The following is a 20,573-nucleotide window of genomic DNA, read 5'->3' on the forward strand; positions in this document are numbered from 1 at the left end:
GTCGCCAGGGGTGGCCAATAAGACAACCACCAGGAAACATTTCAGGAGTCACAAACAAAAAAACGCGCTATCAGCGCGCTTTTTGGTCATCTGTTTGAATATCTGTTAACAAAAACAGCATTCAAGCTGTCGTATTGATATTCCTGCCCAGATTAGGTGGCAGATTGGCGACAGATTTATTATCTGGAATAGCCTCAATAAGCGCAGTAGCACTTTCAGCAGTAATATCCTGTGCCTTTTTCAAAACAGCAATACTTACCGCCTGGCTAGTACCTACATCTGCCAGTGTTGTTGCCACCTTGGCAATACCGGTTACATCCATGACAATTCTCCTTATCTGTCTACTGTAGATAACGGCCGCTTGAGCAAAGTCTTTAGGGGTACTTCAGGTTTTTTTTAAAATATTGTTTTGCATCGTAGCAAGAACCCAGTCCAGCACCAGTTGCGGCTGGTTTAAATCCAGCCATTGCACGCCAGGACGCAAGTCTGCCGGTGCGGCAACATCGGATGCTACCAGAACCACATGTACATCCTCGGGATAAATAGCCGGCTTGCCCAGGAATGGGCGGTAAACCTCAATCTTGGGCATGGTCTCCCATTTATAACCCTCGACCAGTGTCAAATCTGCCGGCGACAGGCGGCTCAACAACTCGTTCAGCGATGGCTCGGCTTCCTGCCTTAGCTCATGTGCAATCACATAACGGTAAGGGGATGCCAGCAAGACATCCTGCGCGCCCGCCATGCGCAAGCGCGAGCTATCCTTGTGCGGCGGTTCTATCGTGACATCATGATGACTATGCTTCACGATATTGATCTTATGCCCTGTGGCGGTCAACTCCCTGACCAGATGTTCGAGTAAGCTGGTTTTCCCACTGCCTGACCACCCTATTACGCCAAGTATTTGACCTGCTTCAGTCGCACCAACCACACCAGTCACACCAGCCTCATCAATCACATCATTCTTTTCACTGCCAGCCACACTGCCTCCAGACTTTTTTCAAATTCATTATATGCATATAACTTAGGAGTATGAGCTGTATACCTGCCTCGTCATTCCATAGTCATATTTGAATGTAACAATTGTTACATTGCAATATTTGACAGGTTATCAGTATGCGTTTTCCCTTCAGACTATGGTCCTTTTGCTTCACCCTGCTATGCTTGCTGTTCGCCATGAATGTACAGGCGCAAGGCAATGTCATTGTCGTTGGTCAGGCAATAGACTTGTCCGGACCGAATGGTAGCATTGGCCGCGACTATGTGGCAGGTATCACGACTTACTTTGACAGTATCAATGTCAGTGGTGGCATAGGTGGCAAGCGCATCAAATACCTGGTACGTGACGATCAGGGCAACCCTGCAGTGTCGGCACAGGCAGTCAGCGATTTACTGGAAAAAGACAAGGCAGATTATCTGCTGGGTGGCATAGGGGCTGCCGTCACCGATGCCGTGTTGGCAAATGCCAGGTTTTCGCAAAGCGGCCAGACCCTGTTTGCTCCGCTGGTGGCATCAGTCAAGACTTACAACTCCCGCGTCCTGTTCTGGAGGCCCAGCCCTGAGCAAGAGATGCAATATATCTTCTCTTACTTCGATAAACTGGGCATCAAAAGTGTAGGTATCGCTTATCAGGAAAACGCCCTGAACCAAGACATGTACCAATATGTTGTTACCGAGTTGCGCAAACGTAATATGCTCATGAGCGGGCTGGTGCGCATAGGTGCGTCTGCCGCGGACATGGAAAGAGAATCTGCGATATTGGCTCGCAGCAACCCCGGCATCGTCATCGCCATTGCCGACACTCTGGGCACAGGCATCTTCCTCAAAGAATTCAGAAAACAGGCTCCCCGCACCTTTGTTGCCGGCATGTCACTCATCAATCTTGATACCCTGGCAGAAGTGGCAGGCCCCAAAGCGCTGGAATGGACAGTATTTTCCCAGGTGGTACCCAATCCTCTGAGCAAAAAATCACTGATACAGATAGATCACAGCAATATGATGAAAAAATTCAGGGATGAAGATCTGTCTGCCCTGACATTTGAGGGCTTCATGGTCGCCAAGACCCTGGCGAAAGCGATACAGGCAGGAAAAGGCGGGCGTGATGGCCTGCAAGCGCTGGCAACACAAAAAAGCGTCATCGACCTCGGTGGCGTCACCCTGACCCCATCAGAGAGTACGCACCGCATGTCCAATTATGTTGATATGGCACTTTTCAGAAAAGGCGGAGGCTTGTTGTTCTGATCAAGATCACATAAATATCAATAAGACATTCATACAAAAAACGACATGCATAGACAAGAATAAATAACGTTTTTTGACATTCTGATGATTTTAGAATAAAGTGCTGCACCGCAACATGAGAATTTAAAATTTACTTATCCGGTAAATGCATGAATCAAGTTTGCGCTATTCAAAAAAATCAATCAGGTACATCATGTTTAATAAAAAAATTATCGCTGCCGCTCTGGCAATTTCCGGTTTGTTTATCGGTACAACTGCTAATGCGCAGTTTTATGCTGGCGCTACTGTTGGCCAGGCTCGCTGGAATATGGATTGCGCTGGCACATCCAGCTGCAAAACCAATGACACATCCTTCAATATCCTGGGTGGTTACAACATCACTCCCAACTGGGGTGTAGAAGGCAGCTATTACAATCTGGGCACAGTTAAAGCGAATGTCTATGGTATCGCTGCAGAAATGAAAGCAACTGGCATCGACCTGGCAGGTACATACCGCGCACAAGTTGGCAATAACTGGGGCCTGTTCACAAAACTGGGTCTGGCTTATTCCAAAGGTGAAGCAACTGCTGCATTCAACAACCTGCGTGGTTCTACCAGCAAAAATTCCACACAAGTAGTGGTAGGCATTGGCGCAACTTATGCATTCACGCCTAACATCGCTGCACGCGCTGAAATCGCCAGCCGTAAAGTTGATTTTGTTGGCGGCGACGGCAACATCACCAACTTCAACATTGGTGTTCAGGCAGCGTTCTAATATTGCGATCAAGAGCCTGACCTGAGCGGTCTGCTCGAATCTCAATAAAAAAAACCTCTGTGACATTGCCACAGAGGTTTTTTTGTATATGGATGAGGCTAAATCAGACAGCCGCTAATCCTCCACAATATCAACCACTATTGCGCAAACCGGCAGCAATACCATTGATAGACAGATGTATGCCGCGGTGAACGCGCTCATCATCGTCGCCATTACGGTAACGCTCCAGCAATTCCACCTGTACGTGATTCAAAGGCGACAGATAAGGGAAGCGGTTGCGTATCGAACGTGCAAGCAAGGGGTTCGCTGCCAGCAATTCATCCTGACCTGAAATAGACTTCAGTATTTCTATAGTCGCTTCATGTTCAGCCTGTATGCGCGGGAAGATGCGGTTACGCAAAGACTCATCCTTGACCAGTTGCGCATAACGGCTGGCAATGCCTATGTCGCTCTTGGCCAGCACCATTTCCATGTTCGATAACACAGTACTGAAGAAAGACCATTCCTTAAACATCGCCTGCAAGGTCTGTAAACCGTTATCAGGATGTGCCTTCAGATAAGCTTGCACTGCCGAGCCAAAACCAAACCAGCCCGGCAACATCAAGCGGCATTGTGACCAGCTGAATACCCAGGGTATGGCGCGCAAGTCTTCGATTGCTGTCGATTTTTTACGTGATGCCGGGCGGCTGCCTATGTTCAAGCCGGCTATCTCGGAAATAACAGTCGACTCCCAGAAATATTTCTCGAACCCTTCGGTTTCATAAACCAGATTGCGGTAAGCCTTGAAGGCATGGTCAGACAATTCTTCCATGACGGTCAAGAATTCTGGCCTTGGTGCTGGTTCTGCGTCGGCCAGCAAAGTCGCTTCCATGGTAGCTGCTGCCAGCACTTCGAGGTTACGCCGCCCTACTTCAGGATTACCATATTTGGCAGTAATCACTTCTCCCTGTTCAGTCAGACGGATTTGCCCCTGCACGGCACCAGCAGGTTGCGCCAGGATGGCCTGGTAGCTGGGGCCACCGCCACGACCAACAGAACCACCACGGCCATGGAACAGGCGCAAGCGTATCTGATGTTTGGAAAAAATTTCTATCAGGTCGAGTTCAGCTTTATACAGCTCCCAGCCAGAAGTCAAAAAGCCGCCATCCTTGTTACTGTCTGAATAACCGAGCATGACTTCTTGCGCATTATTGCGGCTGGCCAGCAGGCGTGCATAAGCCGGTATGCCAAACAACCTGTCCATGACAGGTGCGCTGTTTTGCAAATCGCCTATGGTTTCAAACAATGGGATGATGTTCACATCCACACGCCCCTCAGCCGGATGCAACAGGCCAGATTCTTTCAACAGCAGGGCCAGTTCCAGCATGTCTGACACGCCGTCAGTCTTGGAGATGATGCAATTCGGTACTGCGCCTTTGCCATAGCGTTGTTGCGCGGTGAAAGCAGCACGATAAATTGCCAGCTCGGACTGGGTCTCTTCTGAATAGATCAGGTAAGGTGAGGCCAGCGGGCGGGCTGAACTGATCTCTTTGATCAAGACTTCTATGCGCTGGTCTTCATTCAATTCCAGGTATTTCAATTCAGGGTTGGCTGCTTGCAATAACTCATGGACTACACGTTCATGGACATCAGAATTCTGGCGCAGGTCGAGTGGCGCAAGATAGAAACCAAAGACTTTGACAGCGCGACGCAAATGACGCAGGCGGCCACGTGTGATGGCAGCAGAACCGTTCGCATGTAGCGAATAATGAACGATATCAAGATCAGCAGCCAGGTCTTCTGCCGTGGCATAAGGTTCAGCATCGCCACTGGCATGGATGGTTGGTTCCAGCCCCAGCAATTGTTTGTAACTTGCGGCAAGTCGCGCATAGATGCCACTGATGGCCAGACGGTATGGCTCATCAGAGCGATGCGGTGAATGATCGGGTGAACGCTGCGCCAGCGCCAGCAAATCGTCGGATACTTTCACCAGCAAATTCGCCATCGACAATTGCGAACCCAGGGTATGCAATTCATCGAGATAGAATTTAAAGGCGCGCGTGGCCTGCATGGCCAGGGTTTTTTCCAGTACCGTCGCAGTGACAAATGGATTGCCATCACGGTCACCACCTATCCAGCTCCCCATTTTCATGAAGCTGGGTAATTCATGCTGAGCCAGAGCCACATCCTTGCTTGCCAATAAATCTTCCAGACCCGCATACAGATGCGGCAACTCGCGCAAGAAAGTATAGTCGTAAAAACTCAGACCATTTTCGACTTCATCGAGCACTGATAATTTGGAAGTGCGCAGCATGCGTGTTTGCCACAGAGTCAAAATGGCGCGCCCCAAAGCTTCTTCATTGGCGTCTGATTCTTCTGGTGTTAACTGCATGCGGTCACGCTCGTCGAGCAGGCGGGTGATCACCATCTGGCAATTCAGTATACTCTTGCGCTGCACTTCAGTTGGATGCGCAGTCAATACCGGGAATACATGTGCAGTCTCAAAGAAATCCAGTAACTGCTGGCTGCTGTGGCCAGTGTTGTACAAGGCTTCTATGGTGTGTGCCAGACTGCCCTGGCGCGGCGCCGAACCTGCAATCAAATGGGCGCGCGTGCGGCGTATGTGATGTTGGTCTTCTGCCAGGTTCACCAGATGTGAAAAATAACTGAAGGCGCGTATGACTTGCGTGGTCTGGTCATTGGTCAGTGTATCGAGTGTGGTTTCCAGCTCTGCGCGCGCGGCCTCATCGGCATCGCGGCGAAAGCGTATGGAATTCTGACGTACCTGTTCAATAAGATCGAATACTTCATCTCCATGCTGGTTTCTTACCGTATCGCCTAATATACGGCCCAGCCTGCGTATGTCTTCACGCAGGCTCTGGTCTTTGTCGTCGCTGATATCGTTCATTTTTATTTGAGGTTGTAAGTGAGTATTCATGCTGACAAATTTTAAAATAGGGATGAAACAGTAATGATGAAAATTCTTGCGCCTCTCGCTGCGGCAATATATTTACAGCGCCAGCAACATCGCTCTACAGAGTGAACATGCACTTTGACAGCACACTTACATCAAAAAATAAAACCTGATATATCAAAAACTGGGCAAACAAATTGAGGCTTGCTTACAACAAAACAAAGGATTCGACTTGGTCAAGTGAACTAAGCAGCCTTCTTCAATTTATGACTACGACCAACTGCCATCAGCAAACCCTTGGTTGAACTATCGTAATCTTCCTTGACTGCGCTTGGATCAAGGCTGATCAATTGTTGCGCCAGCGATTTACCGAGCTCCACACCCCATTGATCAAAGGCATTGATATCCCAGATCACGGATTGTACAAACACCTTGTGTTCATATAGTGCAATCAGTGCGCCCAAAGAACGTGGCGTCAGGGAATCCAGCAAGACAGTTGAAGTCGGGCGATTGCCTTCAAACACGCGCGGTGCCAATACCTTGTCAGGCAGGTCACCAAGTTCAGCCCTTACTTCTGCCATGCTCTTGCCCCAGGCCATGGCCTTGGATTGGGCAAAGCAATTTGCCAGCAGTGCCTGATTATGCCCGGGCAAACCTGCATCATCATCAGCGACTACGATAAAGTCGGTAGGGATAATCGTTGCGCCCTGATGCAATAACTGGAAGTAAGCATGCTGGCCATTGGTGCCTGCTTCACCAAACAGGATAGGCGAAGTGGTGTAATCAACCCGCTGGCCTTCACGCGTGACAGACTTGCCATTGCTTTCCATTTCCAGTTGTTGCAAGTAAGCGGGCAAGCGTGTCATGCGCTGGTGGTAAGGTGCAATCGACAATGCTTGCAGGCCAAGGAAATTGATATTCCACACCCCTATCAAGGCCATCAACACTGGCAGGTTTTGCTCCAACGGTGCCTGGGCAAAATGCAAATCCATTTCATGCGCACCAGCCAGCATTTCTTCAAAACGGTCTGCGCCCACATATAGCGCAATCGACAGGCCTATCGCACTCCACATCGAGTAGCGGCCACCAGCCCAATTCCAGAATGGGAAGACATTTTCAGGGGCAATACCAAAATCAGCAGCAGCTTTTACATTCGTACTGAGTGCCACGAAATGCTGGCGTATCTGATCGACCGGGCAGCCATGCGACAACATCCATTCACGCGCAGTGCGGGCATTGGTCAACGTCTCCATGGTCGAGAAGGTCTTGGATGCGACCACGAACAAAGTCGTCTCAGGATCAGCATTGGCCAGCGCATCAGCGACATGACGGCCATCGACATTGGAGACGAAATGCAGGGACAGGTTTTTTTGCGACCACGGTGCCAAAGCGATACAAGCCATTTGCGGGCCAAGGTCTGAACCACCTATGCCAATATTGACGATAGTGCGTATGGCCTTGCCGGTATATCCCTGCCAGCGCCCTTCCCTTACCGCATCGCTGAATGTCCGCATTTGCGCCAGCACCTGATGCACATCGGCAGCAATGTTTTCACCATTCAAATCAAAGGATTCGCCCTTGGGCAAGCGCAATACGGTATGCAGTACTGCACGGTTTTCCGTCTGGTTGATCGCTTCACCGCGCAACATCGCGTCACGACGTGACTCTACATCTTGCTGCCTGGCCAGCGCCAGCAAATTCAGCTTTGCTGTCGTGTCTATGCGTTGCTTGGAATAATCAAGCATGATGCCGCAGGCTGAAGCTGAGAAATGCGCAAAACGCTGAGGATCAGCACGAAACAGATCTTTCAGGTTGGGCATGTTGGTGGCACGTTGCTGCAACAAACCCCAGATAGGAGTACGCGATACGGAAGTGACCATAATCTTGCTTATAGACGAAAAGTGATGAGTGAAAGTGCTAAAAAAATATTATTCCAACTTGTATTTACTTCTTGCCTGCTGCGGCAGCGGCTGCCGCCAGCGCGCCAATCGCCGCCCAGTCTCCAGCATTAATCAGAGACGCAGGACACATCCACGAACCGCCCACGCACAGGATGTTTGATTGCTGTAATAGTGCTGGCGTCGCCTCTACTGTGACACCACCGGTCAGACAGAATTTCACGTCAGGGAAAGGGCCGCCCAGTGCCTTCGCCATCTTGGTGGCACCAACGATATCGGAAGGAAAAAGTTTGACGACATTGAAGCCATGCTCCAGCGCCAGCATCAGGTCACTCGCACCGCCAACGCCAGGGAAATATGGCAGGCCAGAATCAGCAGCTGCTTTTGCCAGGACAGGCGTGATACCAGGGCTGATACCAAAGGCGGCACCTGTTTCTTTGACGGCATCCAGTTGCGCCTGTGTCAGGATAGTACCTGCACCCACCGTCACAGTCGGGCAAGCCTTGACGACTTCACGCAAGACTGTCATCGCATTTGGCGTGCGCAAGGTAATTTCCACGGCTGGCAAACCATTCTCTGCCAAAGTAGTTACGCAACGTATCGCCTGATCGACATCATCAGTAACGAGGATAGGCAATACGCGGATTTGTTCCAGTTGGGCGATGATATTTGTTTTACTCAAGCTCATGATGGGTTTCGCTTTTAGAAAATTAATCTATAAAAAGAGTAGATGCGCCATGCTCAGGCGCTGTCACGACACGACGCTGTGCGGCAAACAAGTCGCGGCCATAACCGAAAGTGACTTCCTTGCTGAGTTCACGCACGGCGCGCTGTGACCAGACATCGGCATCCACCAGGGCACGCAATTCGCCAGTGTGGACATTGAGTTCAACCACATCACCATCACGCACTTTACCGAGCGGGCCGCCTTGTGCTACTTCGGGGCTCACATGCAGGGCCGCAGGTACTTTGCCGGATGCACCGGACATACGACCATCCGTCACCAGTGCAACCTTATAACCAGCCGACATCAGACTGCCCAATACGGGAGTGAACTGATGCAGCTCAGGCATGCCATTCGCTTGCGGCCCCTGGAAGATAACCACGGCGACGAAATCCATATTCAGCTCGCCTGCTTTATAGGCTTTGACCAGGGCATCCTGAGATTCAAATACTTTGGCCGGTGCCTTGATGATCCAGGCATCCTCAGGTACGGCAGAAGCCTTGACGATGGCACGACCCAGATTGCCGTGCAATAAACGCAGGCCACCGGTAGGTGCAAAAGGATCAGTCACATTACGAACGACGGTAGTGTCAGTCGATTCTGCTGGCAGCGCTTCCCATTTGACCTTGCCATCTTCAGTCAGTACCGGGCGAGTGGTGTGTGAGTTCAAACCATCATTTCCATACACTGTCATGACATCTGCATGCATGAGGCCAGCTGACAGCAATTCGCGTATCACAAAGACAGGGCCACCGGCATCTTCAAATGCATTCACATCAGCCGTGCCATTAGGATAAACCCGCGTCAGCAATGGGATGACACCTGACAATTCGTCAAAATCCTGCCAATCGATAATGATGCCCGCGGCACGAGCCACGGCAATCCAGTGGATAGTGTGATTAGTGGAACCACCTGTTGCCAACAGTGCGATGACTGCGTTGACGATGGTTTTTTCATTGACCAGTTGACCGATGGGTTTGTAGTTGCCACTTTGTTCCGTCAATTGCAGGACACGCTCTACTGCTGCATCTGTCAGCACACTGCGTAATGGATCTCCAGGATGGACGAAGGCTGCACCTGGCAAATGCAGGCCCATGGCTTCCAGCAACATCTGGTTGCTGTTGGCGGTGCCATAGAAAGTACAGGTGCCTGCGCTATGGTAGGCAGCGCTTTCTGCAGCCAGTAATTCTTCCTTGGTCGCCTTACCTTGTGCATAGCGTTCACGCACTGCGGCTTTTTCTTTGTTCGACAAACCAGAACCCATAGGGCCGGCTGGTATGAAGATAGTTGGCAGATGACCAAAGGCCAGCGCACCTATCAACAAGCCCGGTACGATCTTGTCGCAAATGCCCAGACAAAGCGTCGCGTCAAAGGCATCATGGGTCAGGGCCACAGCAGTGGCCTGGGCAATCACGTCGCGTGAGAATAGCGACAACTCCATGCCAGGGCGCCCCTGCGTCACGCCATCGCACATGGCAGGCACAGCGCCTGCGACTTGCGCAGTACCACCAAAGCGCAGGGCTGTCTGGCGTATTTGTGCCGGATAATGTTCATATGGCTGATGCGCCGACAACATATCGTTGTAGGCAGTGACGATGCCGATATTTGGTTTTTGTGCCTGGTTGAGCCAGATCTTGGTATTGCTGTCCATGGCCGCATTGGCATGTGCCTGATTGGCGCAAGACAGGCTGGCACGACGCGGACCACGGCCACGCATATGCTCCAACTGGGAAAGATAAGTACTGCGCAGGGATTTGCTGCGTTCGGTAATGCGCTGAGTGACCTTGTCGATAACAGGGTGCAACGCAGTGGATGGGGATGTCGTCATATAAACACCTGTGGCCCGTTTGGGCAAAATAAGAAAGCTGTAGCCATACTGAATCAATGCCAACAAAGATAGCATAAATCCCTTCATTTCTGTAACAAACTTTCAGTATTTTGATATTTAGCTTCTTTTTTTAGCAAAAACCTCAAATTTATCGTAATGAAACTACATTTTTGAATATTTTCTGGCATAATCAAGATAAATCACTATCATCAATGTAGTACATCTTTTGCAATGCATGCAAAAAGCAGCGCAAAGAAACAGCAAGCCCAATTAGCACCCCGCAACACACGGAACATACGGCAACATATACCTGCCGTCTGTGTTGCACCCAACATAACAACCGACACAACACGGAGTCAGCATGACCACATTTGTTTTATTTGGCGGCACTGGCGATCTTGCCAAGCGCAAGATCATCCCTGCTTTGTATAGCGCATTTGTGAATGGCAGGCTGGATCAGGATTTCAAATTTATCGGTGCTGCACGGGAAAAACTGACGGATGAAGAATTCCGTGTGCGTGTTGCTACCGCCATAGAATCTTATGCGTCTGATGTAGATGGTGCTACTGAGGAAAAACGTGCAGCCTTTCTGGCGACCACGCATTATTCCAAAATCGATGCGCGCATCCCGGAAGATTTTGCGGCGCTCAAAGGTAGCCTGCAAACCAGCGAAACCAACGCCACCCTGTTTTACCTGGCGACTGGCCCGGACATCTTTATCCCTGTGGTCGAACAATTGTCCAAGCATGGTCTGGTCGAAGGCAATGCTCGCGTAGTGGTAGAAAAACCGCTGGGCCGCGATGCACAGTCGGCCAAGGAAATCAATCAGTCCCTGCGTTCTTACCTGAACGAAAACCAGATTTACCGTATCGACCATTATCTTGGTAAAGAGATGGTGCAAAATCTGCTGGCGCTGCGTTTTGCCAATTCCTTCCTTGAGCCTTTATGGAACCGGAAGTGGATACAGGATGTGCAAATTTCCATCTCCGAGCAGGTAGGTGTTGAGTCACGCGGTGATTTCTACGACCATACTGGCGCACTGCGCGACATGGTGCAAAACCATTTGCTGCAACTGGTTTCCATCGTCGCCATGGAGCCACCGGTGAATGCAAACCCGGACGCCATCCGTGATGAGAAAGTCAAAGTCTTGCGCGCCCTGCACAAGTTCACGCCGGATGAAGTCAGCAAAAAAACCGTGCGCGGCCAATATCGTGCCGGTGCTGTTGATGGCAAACCAGTTATCGCTTACCAGAATGAGCCTGGCGTACCACCGTCTTCACGCACAGAAACCTTTGTCGCCATCCGTGCCGAAATCGATAATTGGCGCTGGGCTGGTGTACCTTTTTACCTGCGTACAGGCAAGCGCATGGCCAGCCGCAGCGCTGAAATCACGATCAATTTCAAACCTATTCCCTACTCCATTTTTGGCAAATCGCAAGGACCTTTGCGCTCTAACCGTCTGGTGATTTCTTTGCAGCCAGAAGAAAGCGTCCAACTGTATATGAAAGCCAAAGAACCGGGCGAAGGCATACGTCTGTCTGACGTTGCCCTGAACCTGGATTTTGCTGAAGTATCCAATTCACGCCGCGTTGAATCCTACGAACGCCTCTTGCTTGATGCCATGCACGGCGACCTGACCCTGTTCGTGCGTGATGATGAACTGAGCGCGGCATGGGCCTGGATAGACCCTATCATGAGCGCCTGGCAAAACGATAGCGAAGGTCTCAAGTCATACATCTCCGGTAGTTGGGGTCCGTCTGCCGCCAGTTATTTGCTGGCACAGCACGGGGCAGCCTGGGGTGAAGAATTCGTTGAAAGCTAAGCGATAAAATGACCATGAAATACCATACCTTTGAAAACTTCACGGCACTGACTGAAGCCCTGAGCCAGCAATGGCTGGATGTTATCCAGACCACGCCAGATGGCAGCAGCTTTGCCCTGGCTGGCGGCTCTACGCCTGCGCCTGTATATCAACGCCTGGACCAGTTGCTGTCGAATATAGATGCGCACAATCCCATCAAACTGGTGGCCACTGATGAACGCTGGGTGCCGGACCAGGATACGCAAAGCAATGAAGGCCTGTTCCGCCGCTGCCTGTCTGGCTCTGCCGCAGACAAGCGCTGGCAACTGGTCTCCCTGAAAAATGCCTCCAGCACACCGGAAGTGGCGACTGAGGCCATCAATGTGCGCTTGAACGAACAATTGCCGCAAGCCTTTAGCGCAGTCTTGCTGGGCATGGGTGCGGACGGGCATATCGCTTCTCTCTTCCCTGGCGCACCCACTCAGCATGATGACCTGGCCTGCCTGGCGGCTGTACATCCGCAAACCCGCCAGAGCCGCATGTCGCTGTCTTTGCCACGCCTGCTCAATACCAAACGTATCTGGCTGGTGATCACTGGTGCAGAAAAACGTCAGGTGCTGGAACAGGCGATAGAAAATAATCTGCCGGTTGCGTCCTTGTTGCGTGAAGCAGGCTGTACCATAGATGTTTTCTGGTGTCCGTAAAACACATGTATATGGCCAATCCGTTCTCTGACAATAAGCCCAATATTCCTCCTGAAAAAGGTTTGCTGGCACGCATACGCACTGCCAGCACAGCCTTGAGCCGCGCCGAGCGCCAGGTAGCAGAATTTTTGCTGCAAAAGCCGCATGATGCGCTGGAAATGTCGATACGGGTTCTGGCCCAGGCTTGTGATGTCAGTGAACCCACGGTGGCCCGCTTTGCCCAGAGTCTGGGCTTTGATGGTTTCAAGACATTTAAGCTGGCATTTGCCAAGAGCCTGGCCACTGGCATCCCGTTTTTGCATCTGGATGTGAATCAGGCTGATCATGTACGCGATGTCTTGCCCAAGGTATTTGACCGCACCATCGCCGCATTGATGGAAGCACGCAATAATGCCAACACGGCAACCTTTGAAGCCGCAGTCAGCCTGCTGGCGCGAGCCCGCCGCATAGAATGTTATGGACTCGGTTATTCGGGCGCGCTGGCGATTGATGCACAGTTGAAGTTTTTCCGCTTTGGCATACCGACTACCGTATTTTGCGACGCCCATTTACAAGCACAGTCAGCCACCTTATTGAATAGCGATTGCGTCGTCGTGGCATTTTCACGTACAGGCCGTACCCGCGACCTGATCGACAGTGTGCAACTGGCGAAACAGGCTGGTGCCAAGATACTGGTACTGTGTGCCAGTGGTGGCCCGCTGGCAGAACTGGCTGATGTGCATATCGGTGTCGATGTGGAAGAAGACCCCGACATCTATACGCCGATGACTTCACGCCTCGCCCATCTGACTTATATCGATGCACTGGCAGTGGCTGTCACCCTGCTGCGCGGCCCTGCGGCCATCGACATGCTGGAAAGAGCCAAGGCCAGTATCAGTGAAAAACGCCTCGTACCCAAGATTAGCTGAAGACAAGTTGAAAATAAGTTGAAAATAAGCTGAAGCAAAGAAAATCAAACCGGCTGGATTGCGGCGACTACTCTTGCACGTCGCTTTCTCATCCAGATAATCACGCCAGTAACACTTAGCATGGCAACCACCAGGCCCAGCAATGAAATCATGATACGCCCGGTCAGGCCGAGTATGCGGCCTGAATGCAAGGGGAATTGCGCCTGCAGGAAAATATCACCAGCAGATCCGGTGCCGGGAATTTTACCTCCCAGGGCACTACCATCCTTGCCATCGAAATACAGCCATGCATTACCTAGGCCGACGTCGCCATGATCATTGCCAGGCTCAAAAAATCCCACACCATACACACCAAATGCGGGTGAATAAAATATGCCGCCAGCAGGCAAGGTCCAGCCGCGTTTTTGAGCTTCTTGTTTCGCCAGTTCAGTGACCTGTTCACGGCTGATGACGGGTATCAGAGGTTTGTCCGGTGCTTGCGGTACGCGGCTGGCAAAGACATCCGCGCTCAGCGGTGAAAACAAGGAAACCACAGGGCGCACCACCTGTGCATTCAGGTTCATTGATACCGAAGTAATCGCCAGTAAAAGCATGAACAGCCACAACCAGACTCCACTGGAGCGGTGCAAGTCAAAATTGAGTTTATGTCCACCCTGGCGCCAGCGAAAAGCAAATGACTTGCGCCAGCTACGCCAGTTAGGGAAAGACAGCCATAGCGCGATAAAACAATCCAGCGCCCACACTATGCCTATGATGCCCATGAACAAAATGCCCAACTCTATGCCCGATACTTCGGGTATATGCATGGTGTAATGCAGCTTGTATAAAAATGGCAGCAGGTTTTCCAGGCTCAGGGATATCTCACCCCATTGCCGCTTGCCCTGCACATCGCCAGTGACAGGATCGACTGCAATCTGATTAAAACCCAGTGGATAAGCCTTGCCGGTTGTCGGATCGATCCTGCCCTCTACCGACATCTGGCTGGTATGCCCTGGCTCTGCCTCATTCAATACATAGGTCACCCAGATGCGGGGGTCACGCGCCTCTACCCTGTTCGCCAGCTCCAGCCCGGACATGGGTTTATCGGGTTTGACAGGCTTGCCTTGCGACTGACTATGTGCCTCAAACAAATGCGGATTGAGCAAGGCATCCAGCTCATGATCCCAGGAGATGAAAGCACCGGTCAGACCAGAGATGAACAGGAACACAGCCACCGCCAGCCCAAACCAGCGGTGCAGTAAAACAAAGACAGGACGCATCAACATGGGACTATTTGTTTATCAGTACTTCCAGTTTACCGTAACACTGCCATTTCTTGGCGCAGCATAATAACCCTGGCTCCAGTACAGGCTGGTGACATATTTCTGGTCACTGACGTTATTGAGGTTGGCTGATACGCTGAAGTTCTGGCTCACGTCATAACGCGCCATCAGATTCATCGTTGCATAACTGCCCTGGCGTATGATGTTACCTGAACCCTCATCACGGAAAGTATCTGATTGCCAGTTCAGGCTGCCACCGACTTTAGCCTGTGGCATGAAAGGCAGTTGATAAGTACTGGACAGACGGAACAATTTGCGTGGCACATAGGTTTTGACATCCAGGTCATTACTGCCCTTGAGACTCAACTGTGTATAGCCTGCGCTGAGGTTCCAGCCTTTTGCCAGTTCACCGCTGGCATCCAGTTCAAAGCCTTGTGATTGCGCATCAATGCCACGGTAATAGCTCTTGGTGCCGATATAGCCAGCCTGCTCAGCCGCATTGTTTTGCTGTATCTTGAAAACAGCCGCAGACAGGTTGAGTTTGCGCTCAAACAATTCGAGCTTGATACCCAGCTCATCACCCTTGCCTTTGACCGGGTCCAGGGTTTTACCAGACACATCCACTTCGCTTTGCGGATTGAAGATTTCTGTATGACTGGCATACACAGAAGCATACGGCGTCAGATCATAGATCACACCCAGATAAGGTGTAGTCTTGCTGGCATTTTTCTGGCTGCTGACACCGTACGCAAAACCTGTGCTTTCTGCCTTGGTATGGTTTGCACCAAGGATCAGTTTGAATTGATCCGCCAGGTTGAAACGGGATGCAATAAATGCCGTCTTGCGGGTATCTTCATAAGCACTGCCATCGGTATAGGCATTGAATGCAGGTTGCGGATAATTGCCAGTCCAGTTGCTGATATCAGGCAATGCAGTGCCTATACCGACGCCGTAATGGGAAATATCATCCATCTTCGATTTCGACCAGTTGATACCAAAACTGAGGTCGTGCTTACGTCCTGCCAAGGTAAACTTGCCACTGGCTGACAAGTCAAACAGGGTCTGGGTATTCACATCGTTATACAAGGATGGGTAGCTATATAAACCCAGGCCAGTCTTGCGGTCTGGCGTGCCATAGGCATAAAACAGTTTGGAGTCGGCGGTTGATCTGTTGCGGCTCAATGTCGTCCTGATTTGCCAGTCGTTGTTGAGCTGATGGCTCAATTCGACAAAGCTGCGGTCATCCTGGGTCAGCCAACGTGACCAGTCTGCAGCGGTGCTGGTGGATGTCCTGTAATTGGTCGGGCTGCCGTCAGTGTAATACAGTGGCAAAGCACCCCACATGCCACCTTTGGCATCACTCTTTTGATGTGAATGACCGACACTCAATACGGTAGCATCACCGAGATTGGCTTCAATCACGCCGTACACGACGGTTTTTTCAGGTGAATAGCGGTCGAGATAAGAATCACCGGCCTGCTTTGCCACCACAATACGACCAGCAACCGTGCCAGCGCTGTTCAGTGCACCAGATACATCAGCATCCAGCCTGCGTGTGTTCCATGAGCCCAGCGTCAATCCTGCAGAAGCCTGGAATTGATAGACCGGACGCTTGCGCATGAAGTTGACGGTGGCAGACGGGTTGCCAGTAGAAGACATCAAACCGTTTGCACCGCGCACGATATCTACCCTGTCGTAAATAGCAGTATCAATATCACCTGCGACGTTACCACCAGTGAATGGAATGCCTACGCCATCGTACTGGAAATTCACGATATCAAAGCCACGGGCCATGTAGTAAGTGCGGTCAGTTTCCACTTTTTCTACTGACACGCCTGTCGTATTGGCCAGCACATCATTGGCATTGACCTGCTTGAAGTCATCCATTTTTGCGCGGGTGACTACCGAGATGGATTGGGGCGTTTCCCGCAAGGACAAATCAAGCCTGGTCGCGGAATTACTTTTTCTCGCGGTATACGCGCCTGTTTTCTCTGTGCTGGGCTCATTACCAGAAACACCTGTTACCACCACTTCAGGCAGTTCTGCCTTGGCACCTTTGGCTGCTGCAGGGTCATCTGCAAAAGCTGGGGCTGCCAGCATCATTGAAAGCGCCAATGCAATCGGACTCAAGGGAGTCAGTGAACTGACAGCATGCAAATTTTTTGGTAGTGACGCGGGATTGTTGCGGGGCAAAGCGGAAAAAGCGGAAAAACTGGACGAACGGGATGAGCAAGAATTCATAAATAAGCCTGGAAATTAACCGCCTATGCAGAGAAAATTTCTCCGATAGCATTAGAAGTAAAAGCTGCGGAAGTAAGAACTGTGGCCTATTTTACTTATTTATAAATGCAATTGCAAATCATTCTCATTAATATTTAACGATTTAATCCAACTTGAGACACATATGTGAATTATAAAAAATATAATTTTTGACTCAATCTAACAGGATGTGCCAGATCGTGAATGTCACCGTTGCGCCCTTTGCTGCCAATCAATTTCTGTAGCGGCCCATTCACCGAATGGCGCCTGGGCATTTGCACACGACCTTCATGGCGATTTTAGATTCACGGAAATCCATTCGTTTGCTTGTTTGTTGGCGGCTGCAATTTGGGCTGTGGTCATGTCCTTTGCTATATCCGTCATGTTGTTCCATGCCTGAACAAAAATTTGTTCACCCGGTCCAGCCGAACCTGCCGTTACTGATGCTATCCGCCACCACATGTGTGCCTGAACCAAATCTCGGGGAACGCCATCTCCATTGGCATAGGCAATGCCTAAATTGAACTGCGAATTTGGTTCTCGTTGCTCCGCCGCTTTTCGATACCACGATACTGCCGCAACCATGTCAACAGGCACGCCGTTCCCATTCATGTACACCTGTCCCAAGTTGTATTGTGCAATGGCGTAACCTTGAACGGCCGATTTTGTCCACCACCGTAATGCTTCAGACTGATTGCGCGGAACTCCTGCGCCGCGTGCATACATATTCGCCAGGTTGGATTGCGCTGAAGCAAGACCTTTTTCCGCTGCCCCCAGCAGCCACTTTCTCGCTTCGCCTTGGTCTTGTTTTACGCCTTTTCCAGTGAGATACATAATGCCCATAAAGCGTTCCGCCGACGCGTCGCCTCGCTCTGCTTCTTTTTGAAGAGCTGTAAACGCCAAATTGTCTCCGCGCGACGCTTTCTCGAACAATGCGTCTAGTTCAGAGTGTGGAATCTCGGCCATAGCAGAGACGCTAACGAAAACTATGATTGTCGTAACAAAAACTGCGAAGAGCGAGCTCCCAAATCGCGGGGTATTACTAGATTTCGAAGTAACTGGCACTTATTTCCCTTCTATAGCGCATGCAGCGCTTTTTCAATGACGACTTGTTTCATGCATTATTGTTTTGCATCGAAACGATGCATTTTGGTTGATGACGCGGCGAGCGCGGATTCGATAAAACAATGCCGAATGTCGGCATGCGGATTGATCCTCCGCGGTTAGCTCATGGCCGATTTCCACCTCTCATGATCTGACAAGTTATGCCAGATAGGATCGTATTATTGCATATAAAATAACTTTTGAAATACCTGTTTGAAATGTTTGCGCGTAATTGTTTCGTATCCGGATTGCGCTCACCCAGGTTTGAATTCTCGCTAGCGAAAAATTTGTCAGTCACAGGCTCCCACTGCACTGCAGGCTTGGTAGGTCTTTTGTTTCTTTTGCGATGTGCATTTGCCTGATTTGGCATCACAATGAATGGTATAAGTAGTTTCCAGCACATCGACCCAGCTACCTATTTCGCATTGCTTCGAATCTTCTTCCTTACCTTGGAAATCTGTTTCGCTGCGTGTCAATAATTGTATCGTGCCGGTCTTGACGGGCTTTACTTCAAAGCCTTGCACCTGGTCCTGGAATTTTTCATTGAGATAGGTTTTGCCCATTTGCTTCAGGTCAAAAATCGCATAGCCGTCACCAGCACTCTCACCCATGCAGCTTTGCTGGCTCCCTATGGCAATGCGCATGCTGGTGTCAGGCATGGCCTGGCTTTTGGTCGGGATATCTGTCAGCAAGGCCATATCACTTTTGTTGAAGAAAACCGAACGAAACTGATCTGTACCACCATCTACATCATCGCTATGCGCAGTCAGCACTTCGCGCAATTGCAACAGCACATGCTCACCCAGGTCTTCGAGTTCAATCTGTACGACACCTGCTGGCAATGGCGGTAAATCTTCGCCGGCTTTTGCCACACCGTGCGACTTCAGTTGCAGAGCATTGAAGTCATCTATCCATTTGCGCAAAACTGCCTCGTCATAGGACTTCATTGTTGCCTTCAGCATGCCAATGAAACCGTCTGCAGTATCTGCAGTGACAGGTTTTATTGCCTGGCTATTTAATGATGCGCTGGCACTGCTGGATGCAGCCACACTTTCTGATGCGAACGAATCTGGTTTAATGTTCGCTTGCTGCTTGCCGCAAGCGCAAATTGCTGCGCAAATCAATACGGTGCAACTGAGTCTGACGATTCTTGATACGCAAAAATCAAGCATATTATTTAATTGGTCGGGAAACAAAGGAAGGGATTCTAAATGCAACAATGCTGAAACCGCACAAAAATGTGCTGTTCACGTTGTTGCAAATGCACGCTGATGATAAAAATTCAAGTCAGTCTCCCTTATTTCAGGCAAGCTATGAGAAATATTCCTCATAGATTCTTCATAGGAGCCAGATTTATGAATCCCATCTCTCTTGCCCAGATTATAGACAGCGTCAAGGACTTGCCGACTTTGCCTGCCATCGTGATGGAATTGCTGAATAACATTGATGATGAAGAATTGAATATGCACGAGCTGGCACAAAAGGTCAGCCATGACATGGCACTGACAGCCAAGACCTTGCGCTATGCAAATTCGCCCTATTACTCCACCATGGTCAAGGTGACGACGGTGCAGCAGGCGATTTCATTGCTGGGTTTGAGTACCGTGCGGCAGATCGTGATCACTGCAGCACTGACAGGCTGCTTCCCTGAAAATAATTGCCGTGGTTTCAGTCACAAGGATTTCTGGCGGCATTCAAATGCGGTTGCCATTGCGGCCCGCATACTGGCCCGCAGACTCAAGCTCAATGCAGATGTCGCTTTTACTGCGGGCTTATTGCATGACATAGGCGCACTGGTATTAGCGACCTGCTACACCGGGGCTTATGAGAATGTGCTGGCACAACGCCAGGAACTGCAGACCACGCAATATGAAACTGAAAAACAGTTATTGGGCATTGATCACGCCCTGGTTGGTGAAACCCTGGCCGTGCAGTGGAATTTTTCAGAAGTCATGATCAAGGCTATCTCTGGTCACCATCATCCAGAAAAACCCGGTTTGGGTTTCCTGGCAACCATAGTCCATGTCGCAGATGGCATAGCCCATGCACTGGGCGTGACCACCACACCCGACCTTGCACCGCCAGAAATTACCGGGCAATCATGGGAAAGCCTGGGCCTGGACCAGGCCCTGCTTGATGAAGTTTTGGCCGAAGCCGCGATAGAATTTGAGAAGCTGCAGGAAGAAGTCGAAGTGTAAGA

Annotated in this window: 17 protein-coding genes; 7 read left to right on the forward strand and 10 right to left on the reverse strand. The window is 50.5% G+C overall.

The genetic code is table 11. The features are described 5' to 3' along the window. Window positions 1-121: 121 nt before the first annotated feature. Together ACO0LL_RS09380 and mobB are read right to left on the reverse strand one after the other, a co-directional pair. On the reverse strand, window positions 122-322 hold the full coding sequence (locus ACO0LL_RS09380) for a YjfB family protein (protein WP_422950584.1): 201 nt from the start codon (window positions 320-322) through the stop codon (window positions 122-124). A gap of 63 nt (window positions 323-385) precedes the next feature. After that, window positions 386-979, reverse strand: coding sequence for a molybdopterin-guanine dinucleotide biosynthesis protein B (mobB, locus tag ACO0LL_RS09385; RefSeq protein ID WP_422950585.1), 594 nt, complete (start codon window positions 977-979; stop codon window positions 386-388). A 134-nt stretch (window positions 980-1,113) separates the two neighbouring features. On the opposite strand from mobB, the gene ACO0LL_RS09390 reads away from it, so the two are divergent. Beyond that, window positions 1,114-2,238 carry an ABC transporter substrate-binding protein gene (locus ACO0LL_RS09390; protein WP_422950586.1) on the forward strand — a complete coding sequence of 375 codons (1,125 nt, stop codon included), beginning with the start codon at window positions 1,114-1,116 and terminating at the stop codon, window positions 2,236-2,238. A gap of 193 nt (window positions 2,239-2,431) precedes the next feature. After that, on the forward strand, window positions 2,432-2,992 hold the full coding sequence (locus ACO0LL_RS09395) for a porin family protein (protein ID WP_422950587.1): 561 nt from the start codon (window positions 2,432-2,434) through the stop codon (window positions 2,990-2,992). Between the two features lie 130 nt (window positions 2,993-3,122). On the opposite strand, the gene ppc is transcribed toward ACO0LL_RS09395, so the two are convergent. The 4 genes from ppc to edd all read right to left on the reverse strand — a co-directional run bounded on the left by ppc (window position 3,123) and on the right by edd (window position 10,335). Continuing rightward, a complete protein-coding gene (ppc, locus tag ACO0LL_RS09400) occupies window positions 3,123-5,879 on the reverse strand; it encodes a phosphoenolpyruvate carboxylase (RefSeq protein ID WP_422950588.1) in 2,757 nt (918 codons plus the stop codon). Window positions 5,880-6,130: 251 nt separating this feature from the next. Next, on the reverse strand, window positions 6,131-7,765 hold the full coding sequence (gene pgi, locus ACO0LL_RS09405; RefSeq protein ID WP_422950589.1) for a glucose-6-phosphate isomerase: 1,635 nt from the start codon (window positions 7,763-7,765) through the stop codon (window positions 6,131-6,133). Window positions 7,766-7,829: 64 nt separating this feature from the next. After that, a complete protein-coding gene (eda, locus tag ACO0LL_RS09410) occupies window positions 7,830-8,471 on the reverse strand; it encodes a bifunctional 4-hydroxy-2-oxoglutarate aldolase/2-dehydro-3-deoxy-phosphogluconate aldolase (protein ID WP_110257141.1) in 642 nt (213 codons plus the stop codon). A gap of 22 nt (window positions 8,472-8,493) precedes the next feature. Then, on the reverse strand, window positions 8,494-10,335 hold the full coding sequence (edd, locus tag ACO0LL_RS09415; RefSeq protein ID WP_422950590.1) for a phosphogluconate dehydratase: 1,842 nt from the start codon (window positions 10,333-10,335) through the stop codon (window positions 8,494-8,496). A gap of 361 nt (window positions 10,336-10,696) precedes the next feature. Here edd and zwf point away from each other — a divergent pair, with 361 nt between their 5' ends. From zwf to ACO0LL_RS09430, 3 genes are read left to right on the forward strand one after another with little or no spacing between them, the layout of a single operon-like run. Next, on the forward strand, window positions 10,697-12,157 hold the full coding sequence (zwf, locus tag ACO0LL_RS09420; RefSeq protein WP_422950591.1) for a glucose-6-phosphate dehydrogenase: 1,461 nt from the start codon (window positions 10,697-10,699) through the stop codon (window positions 12,155-12,157). A gap of 14 nt (window positions 12,158-12,171) precedes the next feature. Continuing rightward, on the forward strand, window positions 12,172-12,840 hold the full coding sequence (gene pgl / locus ACO0LL_RS09425; protein ID WP_422950592.1) for a 6-phosphogluconolactonase: 669 nt from the start codon (window positions 12,172-12,174) through the stop codon (window positions 12,838-12,840). 5 nt (window positions 12,841-12,845) lie between these two features. Then, window positions 12,846-13,748 (forward strand): SIS domain-containing protein, encoded by a 903-nt coding sequence (locus ACO0LL_RS09430; RefSeq protein ID WP_422950593.1) that lies wholly within the window; start codon window positions 12,846-12,848, stop codon window positions 13,746-13,748. 44 nt (window positions 13,749-13,792) lie between these two features. Here ACO0LL_RS09430 and ACO0LL_RS09435 read toward each other — a convergent pair whose 3' ends face one another. From ACO0LL_RS09435 to ACO0LL_RS09450, 4 genes are all read right to left on the reverse strand, one after another. Beyond that, window positions 13,793-15,007 carry a PepSY-associated TM helix domain-containing protein gene (locus ACO0LL_RS09435; protein ID WP_422950653.1) on the reverse strand — a complete coding sequence of 405 codons (1,215 nt, stop codon included), beginning with the start codon at window positions 15,005-15,007 and terminating at the stop codon, window positions 13,793-13,795. A gap of 21 nt (window positions 15,008-15,028) precedes the next feature. Then, window positions 15,029-17,113 (reverse strand): TonB-dependent siderophore receptor, encoded by a 2,085-nt coding sequence (locus ACO0LL_RS09440; RefSeq protein ID WP_422950594.1) that lies wholly within the window; start codon window positions 17,111-17,113, stop codon window positions 15,029-15,031. A gap of 444 nt (window positions 17,114-17,557) precedes the next feature. Beyond that, window positions 17,558-18,235, reverse strand: coding sequence for a tetratricopeptide repeat protein (locus tag ACO0LL_RS09445; RefSeq protein ID WP_422950595.1), 678 nt, complete (start codon window positions 18,233-18,235; stop codon window positions 17,558-17,560). Window positions 18,236-18,663: 428 nt separating this feature from the next. Beyond that, window positions 18,664-19,320, reverse strand: coding sequence for a hypothetical protein (locus ACO0LL_RS09450; protein WP_422950596.1), 657 nt, complete (start codon window positions 19,318-19,320; stop codon window positions 18,664-18,666). Between the two features lie 19 nt (window positions 19,321-19,339). On the opposite strand from ACO0LL_RS09450, the gene ACO0LL_RS09455 reads away from it, so the two are divergent. Further along, complete coding sequence (locus ACO0LL_RS09455; RefSeq protein WP_422950597.1) at window positions 19,340-19,645, forward strand: hypothetical protein; 306 nt, start codon at window positions 19,340-19,342, stop codon at window positions 19,643-19,645. A gap of 83 nt (window positions 19,646-19,728) precedes the next feature. Further along, window positions 19,729-20,571: an HDOD domain-containing protein gene (locus tag ACO0LL_RS09460; protein ID WP_422950598.1), complete on the forward strand. Its 843-nt coding sequence runs from the start codon at window positions 19,729-19,731 to the stop codon at window positions 20,569-20,571. The last annotated feature ends 2 nt before the right edge of the window (window positions 20,572-20,573 follow it).

Source organism: Undibacterium sp. TC4M20W (genome assembly GCF_049340245.1).
Taxonomy (GTDB): domain Bacteria; phylum Pseudomonadota; class Gammaproteobacteria; order Burkholderiales; family Burkholderiaceae_D; genus Undibacterium.